The following is a 24,361-nucleotide window of genomic DNA, read 5'->3' on the forward strand; positions in this document are numbered from 1 at the left end:
TCCTACTCCTTGTTGTCGTTGAGCGACTCGAAGAGCCGGTCGAGGCGGTCGTAGCTCTCGCCCCAGTACGTCCGGTAGTCCGCGAGCCATCCGGTGGCGTCCCTCAAGGGCTCGGCCTCGAGGTGGCTGAGGCGCATCGTCCCCTGCCGGTTGCGCGAGATCAGTCCGGCCTGCTCGAGCACCTTGAGGTGCTTGGAGATGGCCGGCTGGGACATCGTGAACAGCGCCGTGAGGTCACCCACGTTGGCGTCCTCCTGCGCGAGCCGGGCCAGGATGGCGCGGCGCGTGCGGTCGGCCAGTGCGCCGAACACGAGGTCGAGCTGATCTTCACTCATAACCATTCCTTTATGTAACTTGATGGTTATAGATAACCACGCGGCGATGCACTCGTCAACCCGTGGTGCGCCCCGGTTCCTGGGAACGCCCGAGGGTCAGGCGGTTGCGGCGTAGGCGTCGATCTCGGTCAGGATGGCGGCCTTCGTGACGTCGTCGGCGAACGACGCGCGTACGGAGGCCCTGGCGAGATCGGCGATCCCGGAGTTGTCGAGGCCGAGCAGCTCGGCGGCGACCTCGTACTCGTGGTTGAGCGTCGTGGAGAACATCGGCGGGTCGTCGGAGTTGATCGTGACGGGGACGCCCGCAGCGACCAGGGCGGGGAGCGGGTGCTCGGCCATCGAGGGCACCGACCGCGTGCAGACGTTGGACGTCGGGCACACCTCGAGGGTGATGCCGTGCTCGGCGAGGTGGGCCATGAGAGCAGGGTCCTGTGCGGCGGCGATGCCGTGACCGATGCGCTCGGCGCCGAGGTGGTTGATCGAGTCCCAGATCGTCTCCGGCCCGGTCGACTCGCCGGCATGGGGGACGCTGTGCAGACCAGCGGCGATGGCCTGCTGGAAGTAGGGGCCGAACTGCTCGCGGGTCACGCCGATCTCGGGACCGCCGAGGCCGAAGCTCACCAGGCCCGCCGGCTGGAGTCGAAGGGCGGTGTCGAGGGTGACCTCCGCCGACGGCAGGCCGGACTCGCCGGGGATGTCGAAGCACCAGCGCATCGTGAGGTCGAAGTCCGCCTCGGCCCTGCGGCGGGCATCCTCCAGCGCCTCGCAGTAGGCCTCCGCGCTGATGCCGACCTCGATCGACGTGTAGGGCGTGCAGGTCAGCTCGACGTAGCGGACGTTCTGCGCGGCGAGGTCACGCGCGACGTCGTAGGTCAGCGTCCAGAGGTCCTCGGGTGTGCGCAGCAGGTCGACGACCGACAGATAGACCTCGATGAAGTGGGCGAAGTCGGTGAACGTGAAGAACTCCGCCAGCGCCTCGGGATCCGTCGGCACCTTCGTGGTGCCGGCATGGCGCTCGGCCAGCTCGGCGACGGTGCGCATCGATGCGGAACCGACGTGGTGGACGTGGAGCTCTGCCTTGGGCAGCCCGGAGACGAACGACATGCGCATGAGCGTAGCGAGCGTCCTTTCGACAAGCTCAAGGACCGCGTGTCGAACTCGAAGACCTGGGGTCAGGCGTCGGTGGACTGCTGTCGCTCGACGACGCTGCCGCGCTGCTCGAACTCGACGTCGATCGTCAGGAGAACCTCGTCGTTGATCGAGAACTCGACGCGGTTCTCCTCGGCGGTCAGGTTGCCGGCGGTGCCCTCGTCGAGCCAGGTGATCGAGCCGATGACGCTCACGAGCGCGACCTTGGCGCCGTTGTCGATCTGGCCCCGGAACACGACGGGACCCGGACCCGCGTCGCGGATGACCAGAGCCGTACGGCTGACCGCGGGGTTGTCGACCGCAACGGTCAGGTCCTCGACCCCGCCCGTACGCCCGAAGGTCCACTTGGCGTCGCCGTCGAGCATGACCTCGCCGGTCTCGCCCTCGGCGGTCTTCCACATCACGGTGATCACTGCGTCTGCCTCTCGATACGCCTCGACTCCCAATTTCAGGGTAGGTCGTTTGCACTCATGAGACGTTCGAACAGCGGATTTATGACTCGAAAGGACCAGACAACCTGATCCTGGTCGTCAGGTTCCGGGGACGATCGCGGAGATGATCGTGCCGTCGGCGCGCCGGCGGCCGGGGACCGGGGACGGCTCGCCCTCGATGCGCGGACCCTGACCGTCGAGCGGCACCGTCACCGGATCGCCCGGCAGCACCGTGACCTCGTGGCCGCGGACCGCGATCGTGGCCTCCTTGCCCTCCTCGACGCAGAGCTCCACGCGGTCGGGCAGCACCGTGACACGCACGCGCGTGCCGTGCAGCGTGACGCGGAAGATCAGCGAGTCCCACGACTCGGGGAGCCGCGGGTCGAGGGTGAACACGCCCTGGTAGTCGCGGAAGCCGCCGAAGCCGTTGACCAGCGCGCTCCACACGCCACCCGTCGACGCGACGTGCACGCCGTCGGAGGTGTTGTGGTGCCGGTCGGCGAGGTCGACGAACAGGGCCGAGAGGAAGTAGCGCAGGGCCAGGTCGTGATAGCCGACCTCGGCCGCGATGATCGACTGCACGACTGCGGACAGCGTCGAGTCGCCTGTCGTGATCGGGTCGTAGTACTCGAAGTCGGCGCGCTTCTCCTCGGGATCGAACTGGTCGCCCTGGAGGAACAGCGCCAGCACGACGTCGGCCTGCTTGAGCACCTGGAACCGGTAGATCACGAGCGGGTGGTAGTGCAGCAGCAGCGGCCGCTTGTCCATCGGCGTGTTCGCCAGGTCCCACACCTCGCGCTCGAGGAAGTGCTGGTCCTGCGGGTGCACGCCGAGGTGCTCGTCATAGGGGATCGCCATGTCGCTGGCGGCCCGCTCCCAGTCGGCGACCTCACGCTCGTCGAGCTCGAGGCGCTTGACGACGCGGTCGTACTCGCGACCGTCGCGGATCGCCAGCTCACGAACGGCCTCGGCGGCTCGGCGCAGGTTGAAGCGCGCCATGACGTTGGTGAAGAGGTTGTCGTTGACGACCGTCGTGTACTCGTCGGGACCGGTCACGCCGTGGATGTGGAACGTGCCGTCCTCCTCGTTGCGCCAGAAGCCGAGGTCGACCCACATCCGGGCGGTCTCGACCAGCACGTCGATGCCCTCGCGGGTCAGGAAGTCGATGTCGCCGGTCGCCGCGAGGTACTGGCTCAACGCGTACGAGATGTCGGCGTCGATGTGATACTGCGCCGTGCCGGCGGCGTAGTAGGCCGAGGCCTCCTCGCCGTTGATCGTCCGCCACGGGAACAGCGCACCGTGCTGGGCCAGCTGCTTCGCCCGGTTGCGGGCCGCGTCGAGCAACGTGTAACGGAAGCGCAACGCGTTGCGGGCCGCGCGCGGCGTCGTGTAGGTCAGGAACGGCAGGACGTAGACCTCGGTGTCCCAGAAGTAGTGACCGCCGTAGCCCGAACCCGTCACGCCCTTTGCGGGGATGCCGGTGCCCTCGGCGCGCGCCGAGGCCTGCGCGATCTGGAAGAGGTTCCACCGCACGGCCTGCTGCACCTCGGGCTGGCCCGGGACCTCGACGTCCGAGCGCTCCCAGAAGTCGTCGAGCCACTGGCGCTGGTCGGCCAGCTGCTGGTCAAGACCCTCGGTCTGGGCGCGGTCGAGCGTACGCGTGCAGCGGTCGAGCAGCTCGCGCGACGGCACCCCGCGGGATGTGTGATAGCTGACCATCTTGGTCAACGTGATCGGCTGCCCCGGCTCGGCGTCGATCCGATAGGTCATCTTGGCCAGGTCGTCGTCGGTCTGGATGCGCTTGGTGTAGTTGTTGGCGGTCTCGAGGCGGTGATCCGCCGCGACGGCGATCGTCATGCCGCTCTCGGCGCACTGGTAGCCCAGTCCCACGCGGCCGTCGGCCACGTTGCCCGAGTTGCTCTGCGGCAGCAGCACGCGGTGCCGCATGCTGCTGGCCTTGCGGGGGTCGACGCCTTCGCCCATCGCCTTGGCGCGGACGTGGTACTCGTCCTCCCCGTCCTGGCGGTTGAGGATCTGCGACGAGATCGCCACGGGGGCGTAGTCGTCGAGCATCGTGACCTCGAACGTCATGATCGCGAGGTGCCGCTGCGTGAACGACACCATGCGGCGCGAGCGGATCTGGACCCGCTTGCCGCCGGGCGTACGCCACAGGATCTCGCGGGACATCACGCCGGCGCGGAAGTCGAGGCGGCGCTCGTACTCCATGAGGTCGGCGATCTGCAGCAGCAACGGCTCGTCGTCGACGTAGAGGCGGATGACCTTGGCGTCGGGCGCGTTGACGATCGTCTGGCCCACGCGCGCGAAGCCGAAGGCCTCCTCGGCGTGCTGGATCGGCCAGGTCTCGTGGAAGCCGTTGATGTAGGTGCCGTGCGAGTAGGAGTCACGGCCCTCGTCGACGTTGCCCCGCAGGCCGAGGTAGCCGTTGCCGACCGAGAACAGCGTCTCGGTCGTGCCGAGGTCCTCGCTGTTGATGTTGTTCTCGATCAGCGCCCATTCGTCGACCGGGTAGCGGGTGCGGTCGAGGAAGTCGTGGATCTGGGGCGCGACGTGCGAGGGCCCGGTCATGGTCATACGAGCTCCCCGAGGTCTTGGACCACGACGTCGGCGCCGTGGTCCAGCAGCTTGTCGGGACCCACGCCGCGGTCGACGCCCACCACGAGGCCGAAGTCACCGGCGTGCCCGGCGGCGACACCCGACAGCGCGTCCTCGAACACGACGGCCCGCTCCTTGGGGACGCCGAGCTGCTCGGCGGCGTCGAGGAAGGTGTCGGGCTGCGGCTTGCCGGCGAGCCCGCGCTCGGCCGCCACGGAACCGTCGACGATGACGGGGAAGAAGTCGATCATCATGGCGGCGCGCAGGACGGGCTTGGCGTTGCGCGAGCTCGACACGATCGCCATCTTGGTGCCGCGCTCGACGAGAGCGTTGACCAGCGCCACCGAGCCGGGATAGGGGTCGACGCCGTCGGTCTCCAGGATCTGCTCGAAGTCGGCGTTCTTGCGGTTGCCGAGACCGGCGACAGACGCGGACGACGGAGGATCGTTGGGATCGCCCTCGGGCAGCTCGATCTCGCGACTCGCAAGGAACGACCTGACACCCTCGTAGCGCGGCTTGCCGTCGACGTACGTGTAGTAGTCGTCGTCGGTGTACGGCTCGGCGATGCCCCGCTCCTTGAGGAAGTCGCCGAACATCTGGGCCCAGGCGCGCATGTGCACCTCGGCCGTCGGCGTGATCACGCCGTCGAGGTCGAAGAGCGCAGCGTCGTAGTCGTTCCAATCCACACGGACGAGCGTATGCCCGAGAGGGCCACGACCGTTAAAAAACGGGGTGCGTCGCTCGACACAGAATTGGCCCGACGTCAGCCCGCCGCGACGACTCTCACGGTCGGCGCACTCGTGACGAACGTCGTGAGGTAGCCCGTCTTGGCTCCGGTGACCCGGACCTGGATCCGCTTGTTCAGGTCAGCCGCAGTGGGCACGTACGTCTTCGACGTGGCTCCGGCAACGAGAACGCCCTCGGAGTACCACTGGTAGGTGAACGTGATGCCGTCCGGCGTCCAGGTGCCCTCGTTGGCGGTCAGCGTCTGACCGACCTTGGCCGTGCCGGTGATCGTCGGCGTGGCGTACCCCAGCTGGTCGAGCTGGGCGAGCGGGGCGGTCTGCGCAGTGGTGACCGTCGCGGACGTGTAGCCGGTCTTGGATCCGGTCACCGCGACCGAGAGCTTCGTGCCCGCGCGCGAGGTGCCCGGGGTGAAGGACGTGCCGTTGGCACCCGTGATGGCAACTCCGTCGGCGAGCCACTGATAGGTGAACGTCACGCCGGTCGGCGTCCACGTGCCGGGGCTGACGGTCAGCTTCTCGCCGACCTTGGGAGTGCCGCTGATCGTGGGAGCCACCGTGTTGGCGACCGGCACCGCCGTGGCCGGCGTGACGGCTGCCGTGGCCTGGCTGGTGGAGAACGTCGTGAGGTAGCCGGCCTTGCTGCCCGTGACGGTCACCTGGAGGCGCTTGCCGACGTCAGCCGCCGTCGGGACGTACGTCTTGGCGGTCGCCCCGGTGATGGCCGTGCCGTCGGCGAGCCACTTGTAGGTGAAGGCGATGCCGTCAGGAGTCCAGGCGCCTTCGTTGGCGGTCAGCGTCTGACCGACCTTGGCCGTGCCTGTGATCGTCGGAACGGCGTAGCCGAGGTTCGTCAGCGCGGGCACGGCGGCGGTCTGCGCGCTCGTGGCGGTGCCGGGGTTCTTCATGCACTTCAACGCCGTGACCTTGACCGAGAGCTTCTTGCCGACAGCGCCACCCGGGACCACGTACGTCGGCGAGGCCGTGGCCTCCGTGACGGGCGCCCCGTCAGCCAGCCACTGGTAGGTGAACGTCGCACCCGTCGGGGACCAGGTGCCAGGGCTCGCGGTCAGCGTCGAGGCGACCTTGACGGTGCCGGAGATCGTCGGCGGCGCGGTGTTGACCATCGAGCCGAGCCCGATGCGGCAGAGGAGGCTGCCCAGGTCGATGCCGGTCGGATCCGGGTCAGCCGCGCTCGCCCTCGACGGTGCGACGCCGACCACGCACACGGCGGTCAAGAGCAGCGCAGCGGCGCGACGGAGTGAACGGGTGTGGAGGATGTTCATGGGAGTGTCTCCAGGTGTCGTAAGTCCCTCGACGTCGACACTAGAACAGGCTTTCCGTCAAAGCAGCAGAATCGGCAGACTTCCCTGCTGCCGACGTCATCTAGGGTGACTGCATGGGTCTCGGAGCGGACAGCGAAGTCGGTCGCCTGCGTACGGTCATGCTGCACCGGCCCGGCCCCGAGCTCGGCCGCCTGACGCCCCGCAACAACGACCAGCTCCTGTTCGACGGCATCCCGTGGCTCGGCCGCGCGCAGGACGAGCACGATGCCTTCGCCCAGGCGCTGCGCGACCGCGACGTGGAGGTGCTCTACCTCGTCGAGCTCCTGATCGAGGCCCTGGCTGTCGAGGAGGCGCGCGCGACGATCATCGAGAGCACGACCGCAAGCCTCCAGCTCGGCGACGGGCTGCGCCGGCACATCGCCCGGGTCATGACGGACCTCGCGCCCGAGGAGCTCGCGCTGACGCTGACGGCCGGCCTACGCAACGACGAGGTCACCAGCTTCCGCAGCATCGTCACGAGCCTGCTGCCGCCCGAGGACTTCCTCATCGAGCCACTGCCCAACCTGCTGTTCACCCGCGACTCGTCGGTATGGCTGCCAGGTCACGTCGCGGTGACGAGCCTGGCGATGCCGGCACGCGTGCGGGAGACCCAGCTGACCGGGCTGATCTACGAGCACCATCCGCGGTTCTCCGGGGTGCCCCGTGTCCACGGCCCGCATCTCGAGCACGTCGAGGGTGGCGACGTGCTGCTCCTGGCACCCGGCGTGATCGCGGTCGGCGTCGGCGAGCGGACGACTCCGGCCGGTTTCGAGCGGTTCGCCCGACAGGTGCTGACCGGCGGGCTCGCCCGCACTGTGCTGGCCGTGCCGATCGCGCAGGAGCGGGCCACGATGCACCTCGACACGATCGTCACGATGGTCGACGTCGACACCGTGGTGATCTATCCCAACATGGCCGACAACCTCCGCGCCCATGCCGTGACCTTCGCGGGAGACGAGCTGGTCGTGGCCGACGAGCAGTCGTTCTTCACCGCCGCGGCGCGGGCCATGGGCATCGAGACGCTGCACCAGATCGACACCGGGCTCGACCCGGTCACCGCCGAGCGCGAGCAGTGGGACGACGGCAACAACACGTTGGCGATCGGTCCGCGGCTCGCCGTCGCGTACGAGCGCAACGAGCAGACCAACGCGCGGCTCGAGGAGCACGGCATCGAGGTCGTGGCGATCAGCGGCTCAGAGCTCGGCTCGGGTCGGGGTGGTCCACGCTGCATGTCCTGTCCGATGGAGCGCGACTGAGCCATGACCCTTGTCGACACGTTCGAGGCTGAACGCCCGCGCCTGATCAACGTCGCCTACCGGCTGACCGGTAGCGTCGCGGACGCCGAGGACGCGGTCCAGGAGGCCTGGCTCCGGCTCGACCGCGCCTCGACACGCACGTCGATCGACAACCTGCAGGCGTGGCTCACGACGGTCGTCAGCCGCCTGTGCCTCGATCGGCTGACCTCGGCCGCCGCGCGGCGCGAGACGTACGTCGGACAGTGGCTGCCCGAGCCGATCGTCACGCCGATCACCTCGTCGACGAGCTCCGGTGACATCGCACGGGATCCGCTCGAGACGGTCGTCAGCGACGAGGACAACCGCTTCGCGGCCCTCGTCGTGCTCGACGTCCTACCGCCCGACCAGCGCGTCGCGTTCGTGCTGCACGATGCGTTCGGCGTCCCGTTCGACGAGATCGCCGAGGTGCTCGGCATCCAGGCGGCCAACGCGCGCCAGCTCGCCTCTCGCGCCCGCCGGACAGTGGCGGACCCGCCGCCTCCGGTTCCTGACGAGGAGCACAACGCCGCCGTCAGCCGGTTCCTCGAGGCGATGGCGACCGGCGACCTCAACGCCGTGCTGGCGACCCTGCATCCCGACGCCTTGGTCATGGGCGACGCCAACGGCACCACCAACACCGCGGTCAACGTGATCCACGGTGCCGAGAAGTTCGCCCGGTTCTACCTCGGCCTGCTCAAGCGCTACGGCCCCGATGCGCTCACCAGCATGGAGCTCGTCCGGGTCAACGGCCAGCTGGGCGTCGCCACCTTCGGGTGGCAGGGCGACACAGCGCGCAACAGCTCGCCCCCACGCGTCGCGGGGTTCGCGGTGCGCGACGGCCTGGTCTGCGCGACGTACGACATCGCGAACCCCGAGAAGTGGTCGGGCGTCAGGCTCCCTGACTGGCCGGCTCGGCCGGTTCAGTAGCCCACGGCACCCGGCAGGCGTCGCCGGAGCTGAAGCCCTGGTCGGTGATCCCGAGCGCGTGGTTCATCCGGGCGCGCTGGTTCTCGTGCGTGATCTGGTACGTCAGCTCGAGCACGCCGGCGTGGCCGTACTTCTCGACCAGCGAGGCGACCTGCTCGTCGGTCACCTCGGTCGGCGTCGCGGTGATCGCGTCGGAGTAGCGGATGACCTCCCGCTCGGCCTCGGTGAACTTGTCGGACGTCTCGAACTCGCCGATCTCCTTGAGCCGGTCGATGTCGAGGCCCTCGAGGCGCTGCAGCATCGCGCCGAAGTCGACGCACCACGAGCAACCGACGGTCCACGCCGTGCGATAGACCGCGAGCTCGATGAGCGGTGCCGGCACGACGCGCATGGCCTTCTGCAGCGCGAGCTCGTGCCGTGCGGCGAGCATGAAGATCTTGCGGTGGTGCGCCATGATCGCGAACGGTTCGGGCACCTCGCCGACCTGCTTGCGCGCCATGCGGTAGCCGATCCTGACGATCGCGCCGGCGTCCTTGGGGGCGAGAGCGGGGATGCGAGGCATGGGATTCTCCTGTCCTGCGGCGCCCCTTGCGCCGCTCACCCCCCAGACGGCGCACCCCGCAGGGATGTGACAGCTACAGGTTGATCATGTGGCCGGCAAGGCCGTGGAAGCCCTCCTGCAGCGCCTCGCTGAGCGTCGGGTGCGTGTGCACGTTGCGGGCCAGCTCGAGCGCGCCGAGGTCCCACTTCTGCGCCAGAGTCAGCTCGGGCAACAGCTCGGCGACGTCGGCGCCGATCAGGTGACCGCCCAGCAGCTCGAGGTGCTCACCATCGGCGATGAGCTTGATGAACCCGCCGGGCTCGCCGAGTCCCTGCGCCTTGCCGTTGGCGGTGAACGGGAACTTGGCGACCTTGACGTCGTAGCCCTCGTCGCGTGCCTGCTGCTCGGTGAGCCCGAAGCTCGCGACCTGAGGCTGGCTGAACGTCGCGCGCGGCATCATCCGGTAGTCGCCGAGCTCCTGCGTCTCTGCGTTGCCGATCGTCTCGGCGGCGACGACACCCTGCGCCTCCGCCACGTGCGCGAGCTGGAGCTTGGCCGTGACGTCGCCGATCGCGTAGATGTGCGGGACGTTCGTCCGCATACGTCCGTCGATCGCGATGGCGCCTCGCTCGGTCAGCTCGACCCCTGTGGTCTCGAGCCCGAAGCCCTCGACACGAGGCGCGAAGCCCACCGACACCAGGACCCGGTCGGTCTCGATCGTGGTGCTGGTGCCGTCCTTGCCCGTGTAGGTCACGGTCACGCCGTCGTGGTGGTCGGTCACGTACTCGACCTTGGTCGACGTCAGGATCGGGATGCCGAGCTTGCGGTAGGCCTTGGTGATCTCCTTGGAGACCTCGACGTCCTCGTAGGGCAGGGCCCGGTCGAGGAACTCCACGATCGTCACGTCCACGCCGTAGCTCTTGAGCACGTACGCGAACTCCATGCCGATCGCACCCGCGCCGACGACCAGCATCGTGCGGGGCAGGTCGCGGTCGAGGATCTGCTCCTCGTACGTCACGACGTTGGTGCTGGGCTTGACACCGGGCAGCATGCGCACGGTCGAGCCCGTCGCGATGATCGCGTTGGCGAACTCGACGGTCTCGGTGCCGCCGGCCGTCAGGGCGACCTCGAGGGAGTGGGGACCGGTGAACGTCCCGCGGCCGTCGAGCTCGGTGATCCCGTTCTTCTTCATGAGGAAGTGGACGCCCTTGACCCGCCCGTCGGCGACCTCACGGCTGCGGTCGAACGCAACGCCGTAGTCGAAGCTGACGTCGCCGCGGATGCCGAACGTGTCGGCGTGATGCGTGAAGATCTGCGCGAGCTCGGCGTTGCGGAGCAGCGCCTTCGACGGGATGCACCCGACATTGAGGCACACACCGCCCCAGTACTTCTCCTCCACCACGGCCACGCTCAGGCCGAGCTGGGCGGCGCGAACCGCGGCCACATATCCACCGGGGCCGGCGCCGAGCACGACCACGTCAAAGGAACTCGTCATGCCTCATTCAACCGCTAGGCCGACCATGAGATTCCCCCGGGACCTTCAGCGAATCTGGACCTGGCCGCTCAGCAGGGCGGCGCGAGCCGAGCGCTGCTCGGAGGTCAGCGGCGCGTCCTCGGCGAGAGCAGCCTCGAGGCGCCCGCGGAACTCCAGGGCGGGCTTCTCCAGGTCAGCGGCAGATGCGTCAAACTCCCAGACCGGTACGAGCCGGCCGTGCGCGCGGAAGTGGCCGATCAGCTTGGTGCCCTCGCCCAGCGTCTCCTCGCCGCGCACCTTGAGGCGGGCGAGGGCGTCGAGCAGCGGGGTCTCGTCGTCGGTCATGACCCAACGCAGGAAGCGCTGCGGCCCCATCTCGGTCCAGTAGGCCGAGTCGACCGACTCCAGCCTGACCGTGGGGGCGATCGTCTGGTTGGCCTCGGCGAGCAGCTCTGCCGTCTCCGGCCGCTCGTCGGTGCCCTCGACCCAGTAGTCGAAGCCCTCGTGCACCGCGACGTCGAAGCTGCTCGACGGATCGATGAGGTCCTGGAGCCGCGAACCGACGCCGGGCTCCGTCATGCGCACAGGCTGGCCCGGCTCCATCTCGAGCGCGGTCTCCACGACGTACGCGAGGTCGCGGCTGATGTCGCCGAAGTTGTGCGCGACCTGCAGACCCACCCAGATCTCACCGTCGGGGCGCACGATGCCGGCGCCGTTGCCCGGCAGCAGCGAGCAGATGCGGACGGTCCGGCCGGAGGCCAACGTGATGGTCGCCGACGCCGAGGGGACGAACTCGCGCAGGGCGATCCAGTCGCCCTCGTTGGGGAGTCCCTCGAAGGTGCGCGCCACGAACGGCATGCGTTCCTTCTTGGCGGCCTTGTTCTTGAGTCGCGACTTCTTGCCCATGACGGGCGAGTCTAGGCGACCGGGTCGAGCCGATCAGTGGGGGCTGAGGCCGAGCTCGGCGTTGACCCGGGTGCCGGTCGACATGTCGACCCACCAGCGGTCGGCGACCCGGTTGATGATCGACAGCCCACGCCCACTGAGCGAGTCCTCGTCGAAGTCGATCGGCTTGAGGGAGCCACCCTTGCCGGCGTCGTAGACGCTCAGCTCGAGCAGCGTGCCATTGATCGCCCACGAGATCTCGATCGTGCCGTCGGACGTGGGTACGCCGTGACAGACCGCGTTGGCGATCATCTCGCTGATCACGATGAGGGCGTTGTCGATGACCTCGGCGGACGCCCGGTTGACCGTGAGGAACGCGGCGAGCCGGGTGCGCGCGACGCCCGGCGTCGAGGCGACGAAGGGTAGGCGGATGGTGTCATGAACCTTCATGACCACCACCCATCTGCCGCGGAACAGGAGGCGTCGCTGGATTCGCAAGGGCGAATGGCGACACCTGTATAGCCCAAAGTAACTACTCGGAGGGGTTCATCGCTACTCCCCGGGCAAAGAACACCCCCGTACGTGTCGCATCACACGGTGCGAGAGACCATGGAGACATGAGCGAATCCGGCATTCCCAGCACCGACATCAACGGCGTTCCGGAGGTGATCCCCGCCGATCTCGTCGTCCTCGATGTCCGCGAGCCGCACGAGTGGGCGGCCGGTCACATCGACGGCGCGATCCACATCCCGCTCCGCGAGCTGCCCAACCGCGTCGGCGAGCTCGACCCGTCGGCACGGGCGCTCGTGGTCTGCCATGTCGGCGGCCGCTCCGCCCAGGCGACCGCGTGGCTGCACGCCCAGGGGCACGACGTGGTCAACCTCGAGGGCGGCATGGACGCCTGGGAGCGGGCCGGGCGACCGATCGCGGGCTAGCGAGAGCTCGGGGTCCAGCCCGGCGGCAGCTCTCCCGGATAGTCAGGCGTGGCGGGATGGACCGTCGGCGTCCGCGGAGGGACCGGTGCGGGCCAGGCTTGCTGCGGTGGCGGCTGGACCGGCGGCCACGCCTGCTGGACCCGCGGCCACCAATAGGCGTAGGGCGGCGGCGGCCACATCGGCGCCTGCGGTGGCGGTGGCGGCGGGATCGGTGCACGAGTCCGTTGAAGGTCGTGGCGGCGGGCCGCCCACTCGACCAGCACCAGCAGGGCCACGCTCGAGATGATCGTCGGGATGAGGTCGGTGGGACCGGCGTCGGTGTCGTCGGTCGCCGAGATCATGCCCAGGGCGTCGAGCACGAACAGCACGACGTTGTTGGCGGTGTGCGCTGCGATGCCTGCTTCGAGCCCACCCGTGCGGATCGTCAGCACGGCAGCCGTGAGGCCGAAGATCCCGACGTCGACGAGGCCCCACAGCTCGTACTCGTGCCCGGCGACGAACAGCGGCACCGAGACGATCACCGGGATGGCCGCGAACCGCGTCCACGAGCCGACGAGCTGCAGGACGTAGCCACGGAAGACGTACTCCTCCGCCGCTGCCTGGAACGGGGTCAGCAGCAGGACCAGGCCGATCGCGACGATCGCCCGGGTGCTGACGTGTGGCGCGCTGACCTCGGCCGGGTCGGTCAGCTCCCCGATCGCGACGGATCCACCGATCGTCACGAGGAACACCGCGAACGAGATCAGCGCCGTGCGGGCCAGCCACCCCGTGCGGAGGCGGCCGGCGACCGACGAGAGGTAGCCGATCGGCCGTGGACCCGTGATGAGCACGGCCAACAGCACCGCCGGGATCATGATCACGAGCGAGAGCATGTCGAGGGCGAAGAAGTCGAGGTGCTGCAGGTCCAGGTCACCCGCGGCCTCGGTCCAGGCATCGAACGTGTCAGTCCCCGACCCGGCCGCGAACACGATCAACGCCACCAGGATCAGGACGATCCCCGCGCCGATCCAGATCACGACCGCGAGGAGACCGGCCACCGGCAGCTTCCACCACGCGTACGCGGGAGTCTCACGAGCGAGCCGGTGATAGCGCGTGGACATGGCGGTCATCCTCACACCAGACATGGAACAGCGCCACCGGGATGTCCCGATGGCGCTGCGATGTCGTGCTGGGTTACTTGGCGGCGGCCTTGAGGCGCGAGCCGACGCTCACCTTGACGCCGAAGCCGGCGGGGATGTCGATCGTCTCGCCGGTCGAGGGGTTGCGACCCGTGCGTGCGGCACGCGGGACGCGCTCGACGGACAGGATGCCGGGGATCGAGACCTTCTCGCCATTGCTGACGGAGTCGAGCAGGATCTCGCTGAAGGACGAGAGGACGGCGTCGGCCTCGGCCTTGCTGGTGCCGGCCTTCGAAGCGAGGGCAGCGACGAGGTCGTTGCGTGAGATAGCCACAAAAGCTCCTTGTGAGTGAATGGGTGTATCGACAGTCTATGAACCCGCGGCGACGATTCAATCGCGCCCCCACGGGAGTCTCGCCCCTCGACCCCTGCTACTGGCGCCAGAGCGCCGGCGGCTCGGCGTCGACGAGGGGGGCGATCGCTCGCAGATAGCGTTGCCGCGACCACTCCGTCACGCCCAGAGAGCCGAGGTGGTCGGTGCGCCACTGCGTGTCGATCAGGCCCTCGTCGCCGACCACCTCGACGAGTCCCATCAACGCGACCTTGGAGGCGTCGGTCGCACGGTGGAACATCGACTCGCCGGCGAACAAGGCGCCGATGCTCAGTCCGTACAGTCCGCCGACGAGCCGCCCGTCGGCATCCCGGGTCTCGATCGAGTGCGCCCAGCCGAGCCGGTGCATGCGCACGTACGCCTCCCGGATCGCCGAGTCGATCCAGGCCCCGGTGCGCGACGGGTCGGCACACGCGTCGATGACCTCCTCGAACGACTCGTCGATCGTCACCTCGTAGCGCCTCCGCGACCTGGCGAGCGAGCGGCTGACGCGCAGGTCGGACGGCACGAGGACTCCCCGACGCATCGGCGACCACCACAGCAGCATCCCGTCGTGCGGCATCGGGAAGGCGCCCCGGCGGTACGCCTCAAGGAGCGTGCCGGGCTCGAGGTCGGCGCCCGCGGCGACGCAGTCCTCCGGCGGCCACTCGGCGGGGTCGAAGACCCACGGCGTCGGCTCCAGCGGCTGACGCACTCTCATGAGTCCAGCACGCGCGACAGGTGGCGGATCGGCCCCTCGCCCCAGTCCTGCCACTCGGCGGCGCTGGCCTCGTCGAGGAACGCCGACCAGCTCGCCGCGCGGTTGACGGCCTGGGTCAGCTCCACAGTCGTGAACATGTCGTCGACGTCGCGCGGGTCGAGGTGCCACGTGCCGGCGTACGCCTCGAGCACGGGCTCCCACGGGATCGACGCCAGCGAGGTGATCCACCCGTAGGGCACGCACAGCGCCTCGACTGCGTGGGCCCACTGTCCGTCACCGAAGTCGAACACCCGCATCGACCCGTCGTCGAGCGCGAACACGTTGTTCGGGTGCACGTCGCCGTGCTGCCACGTCGCCGGGAGCGCGCTGTGGCTCAGTGTCTCGACAGCGTCCGCGATCGCCGGGCGAGCACCGAGCAGTCGAAGCCTGAGGTCGGCGTCGACGTGCGCGGGGTGATCGGCGGGATGCTGCGAGAAGATCTCGACGACGCGGTCGAACCGGTCCAGCACGGTCGCGGGGGAGTAGTCCGGCAGACCCGCGGCCAGGAGGCGCTCGCGGTGCGGTGCGGCGGCCTGCTGGATCCGCGCGACCTCGACGACGACCCGCTGCCAGTCCTCGACGGTCGGCTCCCGTGTCTCCCGCAGCGTGACGCCCCGGTCCCGCGTCAGCATCCAGCCGCGACCCGCGTCGATCGCGTACGGGGCGTCGACCGAGTCGGGCGCCAGGCGTGCCAGCTCGAGCTGCAGCGCCGGCTCGAACGCCAGCGCTGTCGCGTTGGCCTTGAACCACAGCCGACCCGACCCGGTCGGGACCGTGAGCTGGGTCGACCACGGGCGTACGCGGGGCTGGTCGATCGGTCCGGTGACGGCGTCGCCGTGCCGCTCCAGCTGCTCACGGATCCACGACTCGGCGTCCCGCCGCCAGTCGTCACCGACGACGCGCTCGGAGAAGGGGCGAGCCATGCCCACAGCGTAGGGCCATCGCGCGCGGAGATGCCGCCGCTCGTACCGCACCTATGCTGGACGGATGGGAGTACGCCGCACCGTCGCCCTGTCCGCGGGGGCCAAGCTCGCGCCAGCCGTCGCGTCCGGCTACGTCCGTACGGTCCTCGACCACGCGATCGACGGCATCGGTCCGTTGCGGTCGGCTGCGGCGTCGGCAGACACCAAGCTGGTCGACCACGGCGGTGACGTCGAGAAGGCCATTCGCCTACTGATCCGGATGCACGCGAGCCTGGCAGGGGTGCAGGGGTTCGTCACGAACCTCGGCGGCTTCTCGACGCTCGCGGTGTCGGTGCCGGCCAACGTCGTCGGCGTGACCGTCGTGCAGTGCCACCTCGTCGCGGGCATCGCGCATCTGCGCGGCTACGACCTCGAGGATCCGCGCGTGCGCAACGCGATCCTCGCCTGCATGCTCGGCGAGGATGCCGTGTCGGGGCTGGTCAAGCGGCACAAGCTGCCCTCGTCGCCGATGGCGCTCGCCACCTCCCCGGTGCACGACCCGGTCCTCGACGAGACGCTGTCGCGTGAGGTGACCGCCGAGCTCGTCGCGCGTACGGCCGGGCGGCGAGCGGTGACGCTGATCGGCCGCCGCATCCCGCTGCTCGGCGGCGCCGTCGGCGGGTCGAGCGATGCCCTGGCGACGTGGCACGTGGGTCAGTTCGCCGCCGACGAGCTCCGCGACCGCCGCCTTCGCTGAGGCCGCCTGCCCGGCGACTGTCACACCTCGCACCTACCGTCGTACGCATGACGCTCGAAGCCGTGATCCTCGCGCTGCGCGAGTCGTGGGGCCCCGACACCTGCGCGCCCGAGGACGTCGCCGACTGGACACCCGACAACCCGGCCCGTGGCCAGTGCGCGACGACGGCGCTGGTGCTGCACGACTTCTTCGGTGGCTCGCTGGTGACCGGCGAGGTCTTCGTCGAGCCCTTGACAGGCTCAGGGGCCATGGAGCGGGTCGACTTCCACTGGTGGAACCGCCTGCCGGACGGCGAGCAGGTCGACCTCACCCTTGAGCAGTTCGGCCCGCGCGAGCACGTCGTCGGCGGCATCGACGTCCTGCGACCGACGGGCCCGACGCGGCTCGACCGGCAGTACGCGCTGCTGTCCGCGCGCGTGTCGGCGCGCCTCGCCCAGTCGTGGGGGTCCCCCCAACACACCAGGGCGTAGCCGTTGGGGGCCTAGCGCAGGGCCCGCACCACGGCGCTGGCCGGTTCCTTGCCCAGCACCTTCGACATCCACACGCTCGTGCGCACCAACGCCTCGAGGTCGACGCCGTGCTCGATCCCGAGGCCGGTCAGCAGCCACACGAGGTCCTCGGTCGCCAGGTTGCCCGTGGCGCTCTCGGCGTACGGGCAACCCCCGAGCCCTCCGGCCGAGGCGTCGAACGTCGTGATGCCGTGGCGCAGCGCGGCGTGGGCGTTGGCGAGCGCCTGGCCGTAGGTGTCGTGGAAGTGCATCGCCAGCCGGTCGACGCCGACGCCCGCCGCGTCGAACGCCTCGATCAGTGCCCCGACGTGCCCGGCCGTGCCGACGCCGATCGTGTCGCCGATCGACAGCTGCGTCGCACCGAGGTCGAGCAGCTGCGTGCCGGTGGTGACGACCTGCTCGATCGGCACGTCGCCCTCCCACGGGTCGCCGAAGCACATCGACACGTACGCCCGGACGTCCAGCCCGGCGTCGCGCGCCCGCCTGACGACCGGCTCGAACATCGCGAACTGCGAGTCGAGCGTGGAGTTGAGGTTCTTCTGGGCGAACGTCTCGGTCGCGCTGCCGAAGATCGCGATGTGGCTGCAACCGGCCTCGAGCGCCCGGTCCAGGCCACGCTCGTTCGGCACCAGCACCGGCAGCGGCGTCGGCCCGTCGAGCGGCAGCCGGGCGACGAGGTCGGCGGCATCGGCGAGCTGCGGGACCCACTTCGGGTGGACGAAGCTCGTGGCCTCGACGACCGGCAGCCCCGCTGCGATGAGGCGGGTGATGAACTCCGCCTTGTCGTCGAGCGACACGATCGCCGACTCGTTCTGCAGCCCGTCGCGCGGCCCGACCTCGTAGATCGTGACGGCTGCCGGCAGTGCCGGGTCGCGCACGACGCTCATGCCGGATCCACCGTGAAGAGCAGGTGCTTGATCGGCACCTGGTCGCCGACGGCGACGCCGACGTGGGACACCACGCCGTCGTAGGGCGCCTGCAGGGCGAGCTCCATCTTCATCGCCTCGACGACGCCCAGCTGCTGGCCGAGCGTGACGGTGTCTCCCTCGGCGACATCGACCTTGAGCACGGTGCCGGGCATCGGCGAGACCAGGTCGGCGTCGGTGGAGGCACCGAGATGGTGGCCGCCGCGCATCGGGTCAGGAGTGTCGAGCCGCCAGTTGTGGCCCTGCCAGGCGATCGTCAGCCCCTCCCGATCGGCGATCGCCAGCAAACCCGGGGCGGCCCCCTCATCGTTCGTGAACGTGAACTCCCAGGACCTGCCCGCCTCGTCGACCAGCACGACGCGGGTCGGCGCCGGGTCGGCGCCGGCGCGCCAGCCGTCGTTGGCCGACCACGGCGAGCCGCCCTCGGGATGCGTGAAGCTCGCCCACAGTCGCGCCGCCGCCTTGGCTGCGTCGGCCGCCAGCTCGGGCGGGGTCAGCAGGTCGATCGACGCGTCGCTGTCGAGCCACGCGGTGTGCACCTCACCGACGGCGAAGTCGCGGCTCGCGACCAGTCGGCGTACGAAGCCCAGGTTCGTCGTCACCCCGAAGATCCCGGTGTCGTCGAGGGCCGAGACCATGCGGTGCCGGGCGTCCTCGCGGTCGGTGCCGGCGACGACGATCTTGCCGAGCATGGGGTCGTACGCCGTGGACACCTCCTGGTCCGCGCCCAGGTCGGTCTCGACCCGCGCGTCCTCCGGCCAGGCGGCGTCGAGCACGTGACCGGCCTGGGGCAGGAACCCGGCGTAGGGGTCCTCGGCGTACACGCGGACCTCCATCGCGTGACCCGTCGCCGTGATCTGGTCCTGGGCGAGCGGCAGCGGCTGTCCCGCAGCGACGAGCAGCTGCCACTGGACGAGGTCGAGCCCGGTGATCTCCTCGGTGACCGGGTGCTCGACCTGCAGGCGCGTGTTCATCTCCAAGAAGTAGGATCGGCCGTCGGCGACGAGGAACTCGACGGTGCCGGCGCCGGTGTAGCCGACCTCGCGGCACAGCGCGACGGACGAGTCGTGGAGCGTACGGCGGAGCTCGTCGGTCAGCCCGTAGGCCGGCGCTTCCTCGACGACCTTCTGATGACGCCGCTGCACCGAGCAGTCGCGCTCGAACAGGTGCACGACGTTGCCGGCGGTGTCGCCGAAGACCTGCACCTCGACGTGCCGACCGGCCTCCACGTACTTCTCGACCAGCAGCGTGTCGTCGCCGAACGCCGATGCGGCCTCGCGCCGGGCAGCATCGATCGCCGCAGCCAGGCCGGAGGCCTCACGGACGATGCGCATGCCCTTGCCACCGCCGCCGGCGGCAGCCTTGACGAGCACGGGGTAGGCGTCAGCCGGCACGGCGTCGGCGTCGAACTGCGGCGTGACCGGTACGCCCGCCCGCTCGGCGATCGCCCGCGCCCGGTCCTTGCGGCCCATCGCGTCCATGACGTCGGCGGTCGGTCCGATGAACACCAGGCCTGCATTGACCACGGCCCGGGCGAACTCGGCGCGCTCGGACAGGAAGCCATAGCCGGGGTGGATCGCCTCGGCGCCGGACTCCTTGGCTGCCGCCAGGACACGCTCGATCGACAGGTAGGACTCGGTCGCCGGCGTCGGACCGAGGTGGACCGCGTCGTCGGCGAAGCGTACGTAGGGGGCGTCGGCATCGGCGTCGGAGTAGACCGCGATGCTCCGCAGCCCGGCCTCACGGCAGGCCCGAATCACCCGCCGGGCGATCTCGCCGCGGTTGGCAACCAGGACACTCGTGAAGGTCATCGGCTCGCCTTACATGCGGAACAGGCCGAAGTTCGGCTCTGGGGTCGGGGTTGCGGCAGCGAGCTGGAGGCCCATGCCGAGCACGCGGCGGGTGTCGACCGGGTCGATGATCCCGTCGTCCCACAGCCGCGCGGTGGAGTAGTAAGGAGAGCCCTTGCGCTCGAACTGCTCGCGGATCGGCTCACGGAACGCGGCCTCGTCCTCGGCCGACCACTCCTCGCCGCGCGCCTCGAGTCCGTCGCGCTTGACCGTCGCGAGCACCGCCGCGGCCTGCTCGCCGCCCATGACCGAGATGCGCGCGTTGGGCCACATCCAGAGGAACCGCGGGTCGTACGCGCGGCCGCACATGCCGTAGTTGCCGGCACCGTAGGAGCCACCGATCACCACCGTGAACTTCGGCACGACCGACGACGCGACGGCGGTGACGAGCTTGGCGCCGTCCTTGGCGATGCCGCGGTTCTCGTACTCCTGGCCGACCATGAATCCGGTGATGTTCTGCAGGAACACCAGGGGGATGCCGCGCTGGTTGGCGAGCTGGACGAAGTGCGCGCCCTTGAGCGCCGACTCGCTGAACAGGATGCCGTTGTTGGCCACGATCGCGACGGGATAGCCCCAGATGCGGGCGAAGCCGCACACCAGCGTCTCGCCGTAGAGCGGCTTGAACTCGTGGAGGCGGGACGCGTCGACGATCCGGCGGATGACCTCACGAACGTCGTACGGTGCGCGGTTGTCGACCGGCACGACGTCGTAGAGCGTCTCGGGATCCTCGGCCGGCGGCACCGGCTCGTGGGGCGGCTCGGGGCTCGGCGGTCGCTCGAGCGTCCCGACGATCGAACGTACGATCTGCAGCGCGTGCTCGTCGTCGTCGGCCAGGTGGTCCACGACGCCGGAGACCCGGGCATGCACCTCGCCGCCGCCCAGGTCCTCAGCCGTCACGACCTCACCGGTCGCGGCCTTCACGAGTGGCGGGCCGGCGAGGAAGATCGTGCCCTGGTCCTTGACGATGACGGTCTCGTCGCTCATCGCCGGGACGTACGCTCCGCCGGCCGTGCACGAGCCCATCACGGCGGCGATCTGCGGGATCTGCTGCGCCGACATGCGTGCCTGGTTGAAGAAGATCCGGCCGAAGTGCTCGCGGTCGGGGAACACCTCGTCCTGCATCGGGATGAACGCACCGCCGGACTCGACGAGGTAGACGCACGGGAGGTTGTTCTGCTCCGCGATCGTCTGCGCCCTCAGGTGCTTCTTGACCGTCAGCGGGAAGTAGGTGCCGCCCTTGACTGTCGCGTCGTTGGCGACGATGACGCAGTCGTGACCGCTGATCCGGCCGATCCCGACGATGATGCCGGCGCTCGGGACGTCGTCGTCGTACACGCCGTCGGCGGCCAGGGGCGCGATCTCGAGGAACGGCGAGCCCGGGTCCAGGAGGTGATCGATGCGGTCGCGCGGCAACAGCTTGCCGCGCGCGACGTGGCGATCGCGGGCCGCCTGGCTCCCGCCCACGCGGGCAGCGGCGAGCCGCGATCGCAGCTCTTCGACAAGTTCACGCATACCCAGCAGGTTAACAGTCGTTAACCACTCGCCGCCACTGGCCTAGAGTGAGGGCGTGAGCACGACACGTCGCCAGCAGATTCTCGACACGGCCGCGACGCTGTTCGCCGAGCGGGGCTTCCACGGCGTCTCCGTGCACGACATCGGCGGCGCGTGCGGCATCTCCGGACCGGCCCTCTACAAGCACTTCGCCGGCAAGGACGACATCCTCACGCAGGCGCTCACGGCGATCAGCGAGCAGCTCCTCGCCGAGGGCCAGGCGCGAGCCGCCGCTGCTGCCGAACCTGCTGACGCTCTCGACGCGCTCATCGCGTGGCACATCGACTTCGCCCTCGGCCATCCTGCGCTCATCGTGATCCAGGAACGCGAGTGGGCCAACCTCGACGCCGCGGGACGCAAGGAGGTGAGGTCACTCCAGCTGGCCTACGTCGACATCTGGGTCGACGTCGTACGCCGCCTGCGCAGCGACCTCGAGGCCGCCGAGGCGCGAGCCGTCGTGCAGGCGACGTTCGGGCTCCTCAACTCCACGCCGCACAGCGCCCGCATCAGCGAGTCGGCGATGCGAGCTCGTCTCTCGACGATGGCGCACTCGGCTCTGCTCGCCTGACGGACCGGCGGCTGATCGTCGCCGCAGCGACACCGGCGAGCATCACCGCGCCGCCGACGAGCTCGAGGACGCTCGGCACCTCGTCCTGCACGATCCATGCGGTGGCGATGCCCACGACCGGGACCAGAAGGACGAACGGCACGACCGCGCTCGCGGGATGGCGGGCCAGCAGGTTGTTGAAGATCCCGTAGCCGACCAGCGAGGCGCCGATCGCGGTGTAGGCCGTGCTGGCGATCGCCACCGCTGACAGGTGCGTCAGCGCATGGCCGACCTCGCCGCCGCCGTCGACCACGAGGGACAGGCCGAGGGCCGGAAGCGGCACGACGAGGGCAGACCACACGACGAGCGAGAACCCTGAGGAGATCCCGGCCTGACGGGCGATGACGTTGCCGATCGCCCACGACGTCGCCGCTCCGAGCATCACGAGGACGGGCACGACCGGCGCCGTCGCTCCGTGCCCGACCACGACGAGCACGAGGCCGGCGGTGCCGAGCGAGGCGCCGACAACCTGGCGGCGAGACGGTGACTCCTTGAGGACGATCGCTGCGATCACGATGGTGAAGATGACCTGGGCCTGGAGCACGAGAGAGGCGAGCCCGGCCGGCATGCCGAGCTCGAGGGCGATGTAGAGAAGGCTGAACTGGCCGAGGCTCATGAACGAACCCACCGCCACGACGGTGCGCCAGTCCGCCTTCGGCCGCGGCACGAAGAACACGAGCGGCAGCGCGACGAACGTGAACCGCATCGCGAGGAACAGCAGCGGCGGCACGTCGGCGAGGCCCTCGTCGATGACGACGAAGTTGGCGCCCCACAGCACCATCACGAGGACGGCGAGCATGCTGTGCTTCAGCGACATGCGTCCAGTCTCTCGCGCTCAACGATGAAGCACCAGCGACGGTTTCTGAACACAACAGCGTACTGTTGCTTCATGATCGACCTCGGAGCGCTGCGTTCGCTGATCGCCGTGCGCGACCACGGCAGCATCGTCTCGGCGGCCGCCGCCCTCGACTTCACTCCGTCGGCGGTCTCGCAGCAGATCAAGAAGCTCGAGCGCCAGAGCCGGTCGCCGATGCTCGAACGCGTCGGTCGCAGCGTCATCCTGACCGAGCGCGGCCGGTTGCTCGCCGAACGCGGGTCCCTGCTCCTCGCCGACCTCGAGCAGGTCGAGAACCTTGCGGTCGGCGGAGCCGAAGAGCTCCGCGGCACGTTCCGGATCGCGTCGTTCTCGACGGCGTCACGCGGCATCGTGGCGCCGCTCCTCGCGCGGCTGCGTGCCACGGCACCGGACCTCGACGTCACGGTGCTCGAGGTCGACCCCCGCGAAGCGGTCACGCTCGTCGAGCGCGGCGGCACCGACCTGTCGATCGTGCACGACTGGAGCACCATGCCGCTCGAGCTGCCCGCGACCCTCGAGCAGCACGAGGTCCACGTCGACTGGGCAGACGTCCTGCTGCCGTGGGACCACCGGCTGTCGCTCCGGGACTCGGTCACGCCGATGGACCTGGTCGACGAACGCTGGGTGACCACCCCCGCCGGCACGATCTGCCACGACTGGCTCGTGCACATGTTCGCGAGGCACGGCGTACGCCCGGACATGCGCTACTTCGACGGGTCCTACTCGACCCACGCCGCGATGGTCGAGCACGGCGTCGCGGTCGCCCTCGTCCCGCGTCTCGGCCGCGAGACGCTCTCGCCCCGGGTCCGGGCCGTGCCCGTCGTCGACCCCACTCCGACCCGGCGGGTCAGCTCGTTGTGGCGGGCCTCCAGCCGGGAGAACCCCGCACGCCTGCACGTGCATCGCGAGCTCGAGGACCTGTTCCCGCGGGTGCCCTAGGATTTCGCGCAACCCGGATCCAGGAGCGCGACATGGTCAGTCTCGGCAAGCTGCTCGGCGGCAACCTCGACATCAAGAAGGTGCAGCAGGTCGTCGACCTGGTGTGGGACAACAAGGACGAGCTCGCCGACAGCGCCAAGCTCGCCAAGGAGATCCCCGACTTCATCCGTACGCTCGCGAGTGGCCTCTCCGAGGCCGGTGACCAGGCCCGCGCAGCCGGCCTCGCACTGGTTGGCACCGACGGCAGATCGGGTGCCACCACCCGCCTCGGCAACAGCGCCACGACCCTGGGCTCGATCGCGGACAACCTCACGAGCGTCGCGAAGTTCGTCGCCGACGCCGCCGACGACGTCGAGAAGGTGCCGATGATGGGCGGCCCGGCGAAGCAGCTGGGCGGAGCGGCCAAGACGATCCGCGACACGACGTCGGGCCTCGGCGGTCTCGCGGACGACCTGGTCGGCCTCGCCGAGATCCTGGGCAACGTCGGCGCCGCCCTGAGCAAGCTCGGCGACAGCCTCGACACGTCGGGCACCACGGCGCGGGGCTTCGCGGCGCCCGCCTAGGTGGCGGTTTGCCTTGCGGGG

26 protein-coding genes are annotated in these 24,361 nt (G+C 69.6%); 8 read left to right on the forward strand and 18 right to left on the reverse strand.

Annotated features, from left to right (window positions below):
• Window positions 1-2: 2 nt before the first annotated feature.
• The 6 genes from ASC61_RS06615 to ASC61_RS06640 all read right to left on the reverse strand — a co-directional run bounded on the left by ASC61_RS06615 (window position 3) and on the right by ASC61_RS06640 (window position 6,557).
• The gene (locus ASC61_RS06615; protein ID WP_056210546.1) at window positions 3-335 is read right to left on the reverse strand and encodes an ArsR/SmtB family transcription factor; all 333 of its coding nucleotides are present in this window, start codon (window positions 333-335) and stop codon (window positions 3-5) included.
• A 96-nt stretch (window positions 336-431) separates the two neighbouring features.
• Window positions 432-1,439 carry an adenosine deaminase gene (locus ASC61_RS06620; protein ID WP_082530816.1) on the reverse strand — a complete coding sequence of 336 codons (1,008 nt, stop codon included), beginning with the start codon at window positions 1,437-1,439 and terminating at the stop codon, window positions 432-434.
• Between the two features lie 68 nt (window positions 1,440-1,507).
• Window positions 1,508-1,897, reverse strand: a complete 390-nt coding sequence (locus ASC61_RS06625) for a hypothetical protein (RefSeq protein WP_056210548.1) — start codon at window positions 1,895-1,897, stop codon at window positions 1,508-1,510.
• A 117-nt stretch (window positions 1,898-2,014) separates the two neighbouring features.
• Window positions 2,015-4,507 carry a glycosyl hydrolase family 65 protein gene (locus ASC61_RS06630; RefSeq protein WP_082530499.1) on the reverse strand — a complete coding sequence of 831 codons (2,493 nt, stop codon included), beginning with the start codon at window positions 4,505-4,507 and terminating at the stop codon, window positions 2,015-2,017.
• Window positions 4,504-5,214: an HAD family hydrolase gene (locus tag ASC61_RS06635; protein WP_056210550.1), complete on the reverse strand. Its 711-nt coding sequence runs from the start codon at window positions 5,212-5,214 to the stop codon at window positions 4,504-4,506. Before ASC61_RS06635 ends, ASC61_RS06630 begins: the two co-directional genes overlap by 4 nt.
• 77 nt (window positions 5,215-5,291) lie before the next feature.
• Window positions 5,292-6,557, reverse strand: a complete 1,266-nt coding sequence (locus ASC61_RS06640; RefSeq protein WP_056210551.1) for a hypothetical protein — start codon at window positions 6,555-6,557, stop codon at window positions 5,292-5,294.
• Window positions 6,558-6,670: 113 nt separating this feature from the next.
• Here ASC61_RS06640 and ASC61_RS06645 point away from each other — a divergent pair, with 113 nt between their 5' ends.
• Together ASC61_RS06645 and ASC61_RS06650 are read left to right on the forward strand one after the other, a co-directional pair.
• Window positions 6,671-7,852: an arginine deiminase gene (locus tag ASC61_RS06645; protein ID WP_056210552.1), complete on the forward strand. Its 1,182-nt coding sequence runs from the start codon at window positions 6,671-6,673 to the stop codon at window positions 7,850-7,852.
• A gap of 3 nt (window positions 7,853-7,855) precedes the next feature.
• On the forward strand, window positions 7,856-8,797 hold the full coding sequence (locus tag ASC61_RS06650; RefSeq protein ID WP_056210553.1) for a sigma-70 family RNA polymerase sigma factor: 942 nt from the start codon (window positions 7,856-7,858) through the stop codon (window positions 8,795-8,797).
• Here the strand turns inward: ASC61_RS06650 and ASC61_RS06655 are convergent.
• The 4 genes from ASC61_RS06655 to ASC61_RS06670 form a co-directional block, all read right to left on the reverse strand.
• Window positions 8,760-9,359 carry a carboxymuconolactone decarboxylase family protein gene (locus ASC61_RS06655; RefSeq protein ID WP_056210554.1) on the reverse strand — a complete coding sequence of 200 codons (600 nt, stop codon included), beginning with the start codon at window positions 9,357-9,359 and terminating at the stop codon, window positions 8,760-8,762. The two genes, ASC61_RS06650 and ASC61_RS06655, sit on opposite strands and share 38 nt — an antisense overlap.
• 73 nt (window positions 9,360-9,432) lie before the next feature.
• Window positions 9,433-10,833 carry a dihydrolipoyl dehydrogenase gene (lpdA, locus tag ASC61_RS06660; protein WP_056210555.1) on the reverse strand — a complete coding sequence of 467 codons (1,401 nt, stop codon included), beginning with the start codon at window positions 10,831-10,833 and terminating at the stop codon, window positions 9,433-9,435.
• A 45-nt stretch (window positions 10,834-10,878) separates the two neighbouring features.
• Window positions 10,879-11,718 (reverse strand): DUF5926 family protein, encoded by an 840-nt coding sequence (locus tag ASC61_RS06665; protein WP_056210556.1) that lies wholly within the window; start codon window positions 11,716-11,718, stop codon window positions 10,879-10,881.
• 33 nt (window positions 11,719-11,751) lie between these two features.
• A complete protein-coding gene (locus tag ASC61_RS06670) occupies window positions 11,752-12,147 on the reverse strand; it encodes an ATP-binding protein (RefSeq protein ID WP_056210557.1) in 396 nt (131 codons plus the stop codon).
• 167 nt (window positions 12,148-12,314) lie between these two features.
• Here ASC61_RS06670 and ASC61_RS06675 point away from each other — a divergent pair, with 167 nt between their 5' ends.
• Entirely contained in the window at window positions 12,315-12,632 is a 318-nt protein-coding gene (locus tag ASC61_RS06675) for a rhodanese-like domain-containing protein (RefSeq protein WP_056210558.1), read from the forward strand.
• On the opposite strand, the gene ASC61_RS06680 is transcribed toward ASC61_RS06675, so the two are convergent.
• The 4 genes from ASC61_RS06680 to ASC61_RS06695 form a co-directional block, all read right to left on the reverse strand.
• Window positions 12,629-13,732, reverse strand: a complete 1,104-nt coding sequence (locus tag ASC61_RS06680; RefSeq protein WP_162243652.1) for a CPBP family intramembrane glutamic endopeptidase — start codon at window positions 13,730-13,732, stop codon at window positions 12,629-12,631. The two genes, ASC61_RS06675 and ASC61_RS06680, sit on opposite strands and share 4 nt — an antisense overlap.
• A 73-nt stretch (window positions 13,733-13,805) precedes the next feature.
• A complete protein-coding gene (locus tag ASC61_RS06685; RefSeq protein ID WP_056210560.1) occupies window positions 13,806-14,084 on the reverse strand; it encodes an HU family DNA-binding protein in 279 nt (92 codons plus the stop codon).
• Between the two features lie 97 nt (window positions 14,085-14,181).
• Window positions 14,182-14,841, reverse strand: coding sequence for a leucyl/phenylalanyl-tRNA--protein transferase (gene aat, locus ASC61_RS06690; protein ID WP_056210561.1), 660 nt, complete (start codon window positions 14,839-14,841; stop codon window positions 14,182-14,184).
• Window positions 14,838-15,803 carry a phosphotransferase gene (locus ASC61_RS06695; RefSeq protein WP_157439399.1) on the reverse strand — a complete coding sequence of 322 codons (966 nt, stop codon included), beginning with the start codon at window positions 15,801-15,803 and terminating at the stop codon, window positions 14,838-14,840. Before ASC61_RS06695 ends, aat begins: the two co-directional genes overlap by 4 nt.
• Window positions 15,804-15,867: 64 nt before the next feature.
• Between ASC61_RS06695 and ASC61_RS06700 the strand changes: the two genes are divergently transcribed.
• Window positions 15,868-16,539, forward strand: a complete 672-nt coding sequence (locus tag ASC61_RS06700; protein ID WP_056210563.1) for an EcsC family protein — start codon at window positions 15,868-15,870, stop codon at window positions 16,537-16,539.
• A 47-nt stretch (window positions 16,540-16,586) separates the two neighbouring features.
• A complete protein-coding gene (locus tag ASC61_RS06705; protein WP_056210564.1) occupies window positions 16,587-17,009 on the forward strand; it encodes a YunG family protein in 423 nt (140 codons plus the stop codon).
• An 11-nt stretch (window positions 17,010-17,020) separates the two neighbouring features.
• Here ASC61_RS06705 and ASC61_RS06710 read toward each other — a convergent pair whose 3' ends face one another.
• Genes ASC61_RS06710 through ASC61_RS06720 form a run of 3 tightly spaced genes read right to left on the reverse strand, consistent with a single transcriptional unit; the run spans window position 17,021 to window position 21,336 of the window.
• The gene (locus tag ASC61_RS06710; RefSeq protein ID WP_056210565.1) at window positions 17,021-17,935 is read right to left on the reverse strand and encodes a hydroxymethylglutaryl-CoA lyase; all 915 of its coding nucleotides are present in this window, start codon (window positions 17,933-17,935) and stop codon (window positions 17,021-17,023) included.
• Window positions 17,932-19,785, reverse strand: coding sequence for an acetyl/propionyl/methylcrotonyl-CoA carboxylase subunit alpha (locus tag ASC61_RS06715; RefSeq protein ID WP_056210566.1), 1,854 nt, complete (start codon window positions 19,783-19,785; stop codon window positions 17,932-17,934). Before ASC61_RS06715 ends, ASC61_RS06710 begins: the two co-directional genes overlap by 4 nt.
• A 9-nt stretch (window positions 19,786-19,794) precedes the next feature.
• Window positions 19,795-21,336, reverse strand: coding sequence for a carboxyl transferase domain-containing protein (locus tag ASC61_RS06720; protein WP_082530501.1), 1,542 nt, complete (start codon window positions 21,334-21,336; stop codon window positions 19,795-19,797).
• A 55-nt stretch (window positions 21,337-21,391) separates the two neighbouring features.
• On the opposite strand from ASC61_RS06720, the gene ASC61_RS06725 reads away from it, so the two are divergent.
• Window positions 21,392-21,943, forward strand: coding sequence for a TetR/AcrR family transcriptional regulator (locus tag ASC61_RS06725; protein ID WP_056210568.1), 552 nt, complete (start codon window positions 21,392-21,394; stop codon window positions 21,941-21,943).
• On the opposite strand, the gene ASC61_RS06730 is transcribed toward ASC61_RS06725, so the two are convergent.
• Window positions 21,882-22,799 (reverse strand): EamA family transporter, encoded by a 918-nt coding sequence (locus tag ASC61_RS06730; protein ID WP_056210569.1) that lies wholly within the window; start codon window positions 22,797-22,799, stop codon window positions 21,882-21,884. The genes ASC61_RS06725 and ASC61_RS06730 overlap by 62 nt on opposite strands.
• Before the next feature lie 72 nt (window positions 22,800-22,871).
• Between ASC61_RS06730 and ASC61_RS06735 the strand changes: the two genes are divergently transcribed.
• Both ASC61_RS06735 and ASC61_RS06740 read left to right on the forward strand, forming a co-directional pair.
• On the forward strand, window positions 22,872-23,777 hold the full coding sequence (locus ASC61_RS06735) for a LysR family transcriptional regulator (protein ID WP_056210570.1): 906 nt from the start codon (window positions 22,872-22,874) through the stop codon (window positions 23,775-23,777).
• A 32-nt stretch (window positions 23,778-23,809) separates the two neighbouring features.
• Complete coding sequence (locus ASC61_RS06740) at window positions 23,810-24,340, forward strand: hypothetical protein (protein ID WP_056210571.1); 531 nt, start codon at window positions 23,810-23,812, stop codon at window positions 24,338-24,340.
• Window positions 24,341-24,361 lie beyond the last annotated feature (21 nt).

The organism is Aeromicrobium sp. Root344 (assembly GCF_001425755.1).
Lineage (GTDB): Bacteria > Actinomycetota > Actinomycetes > Propionibacteriales > Nocardioidaceae > Aeromicrobium.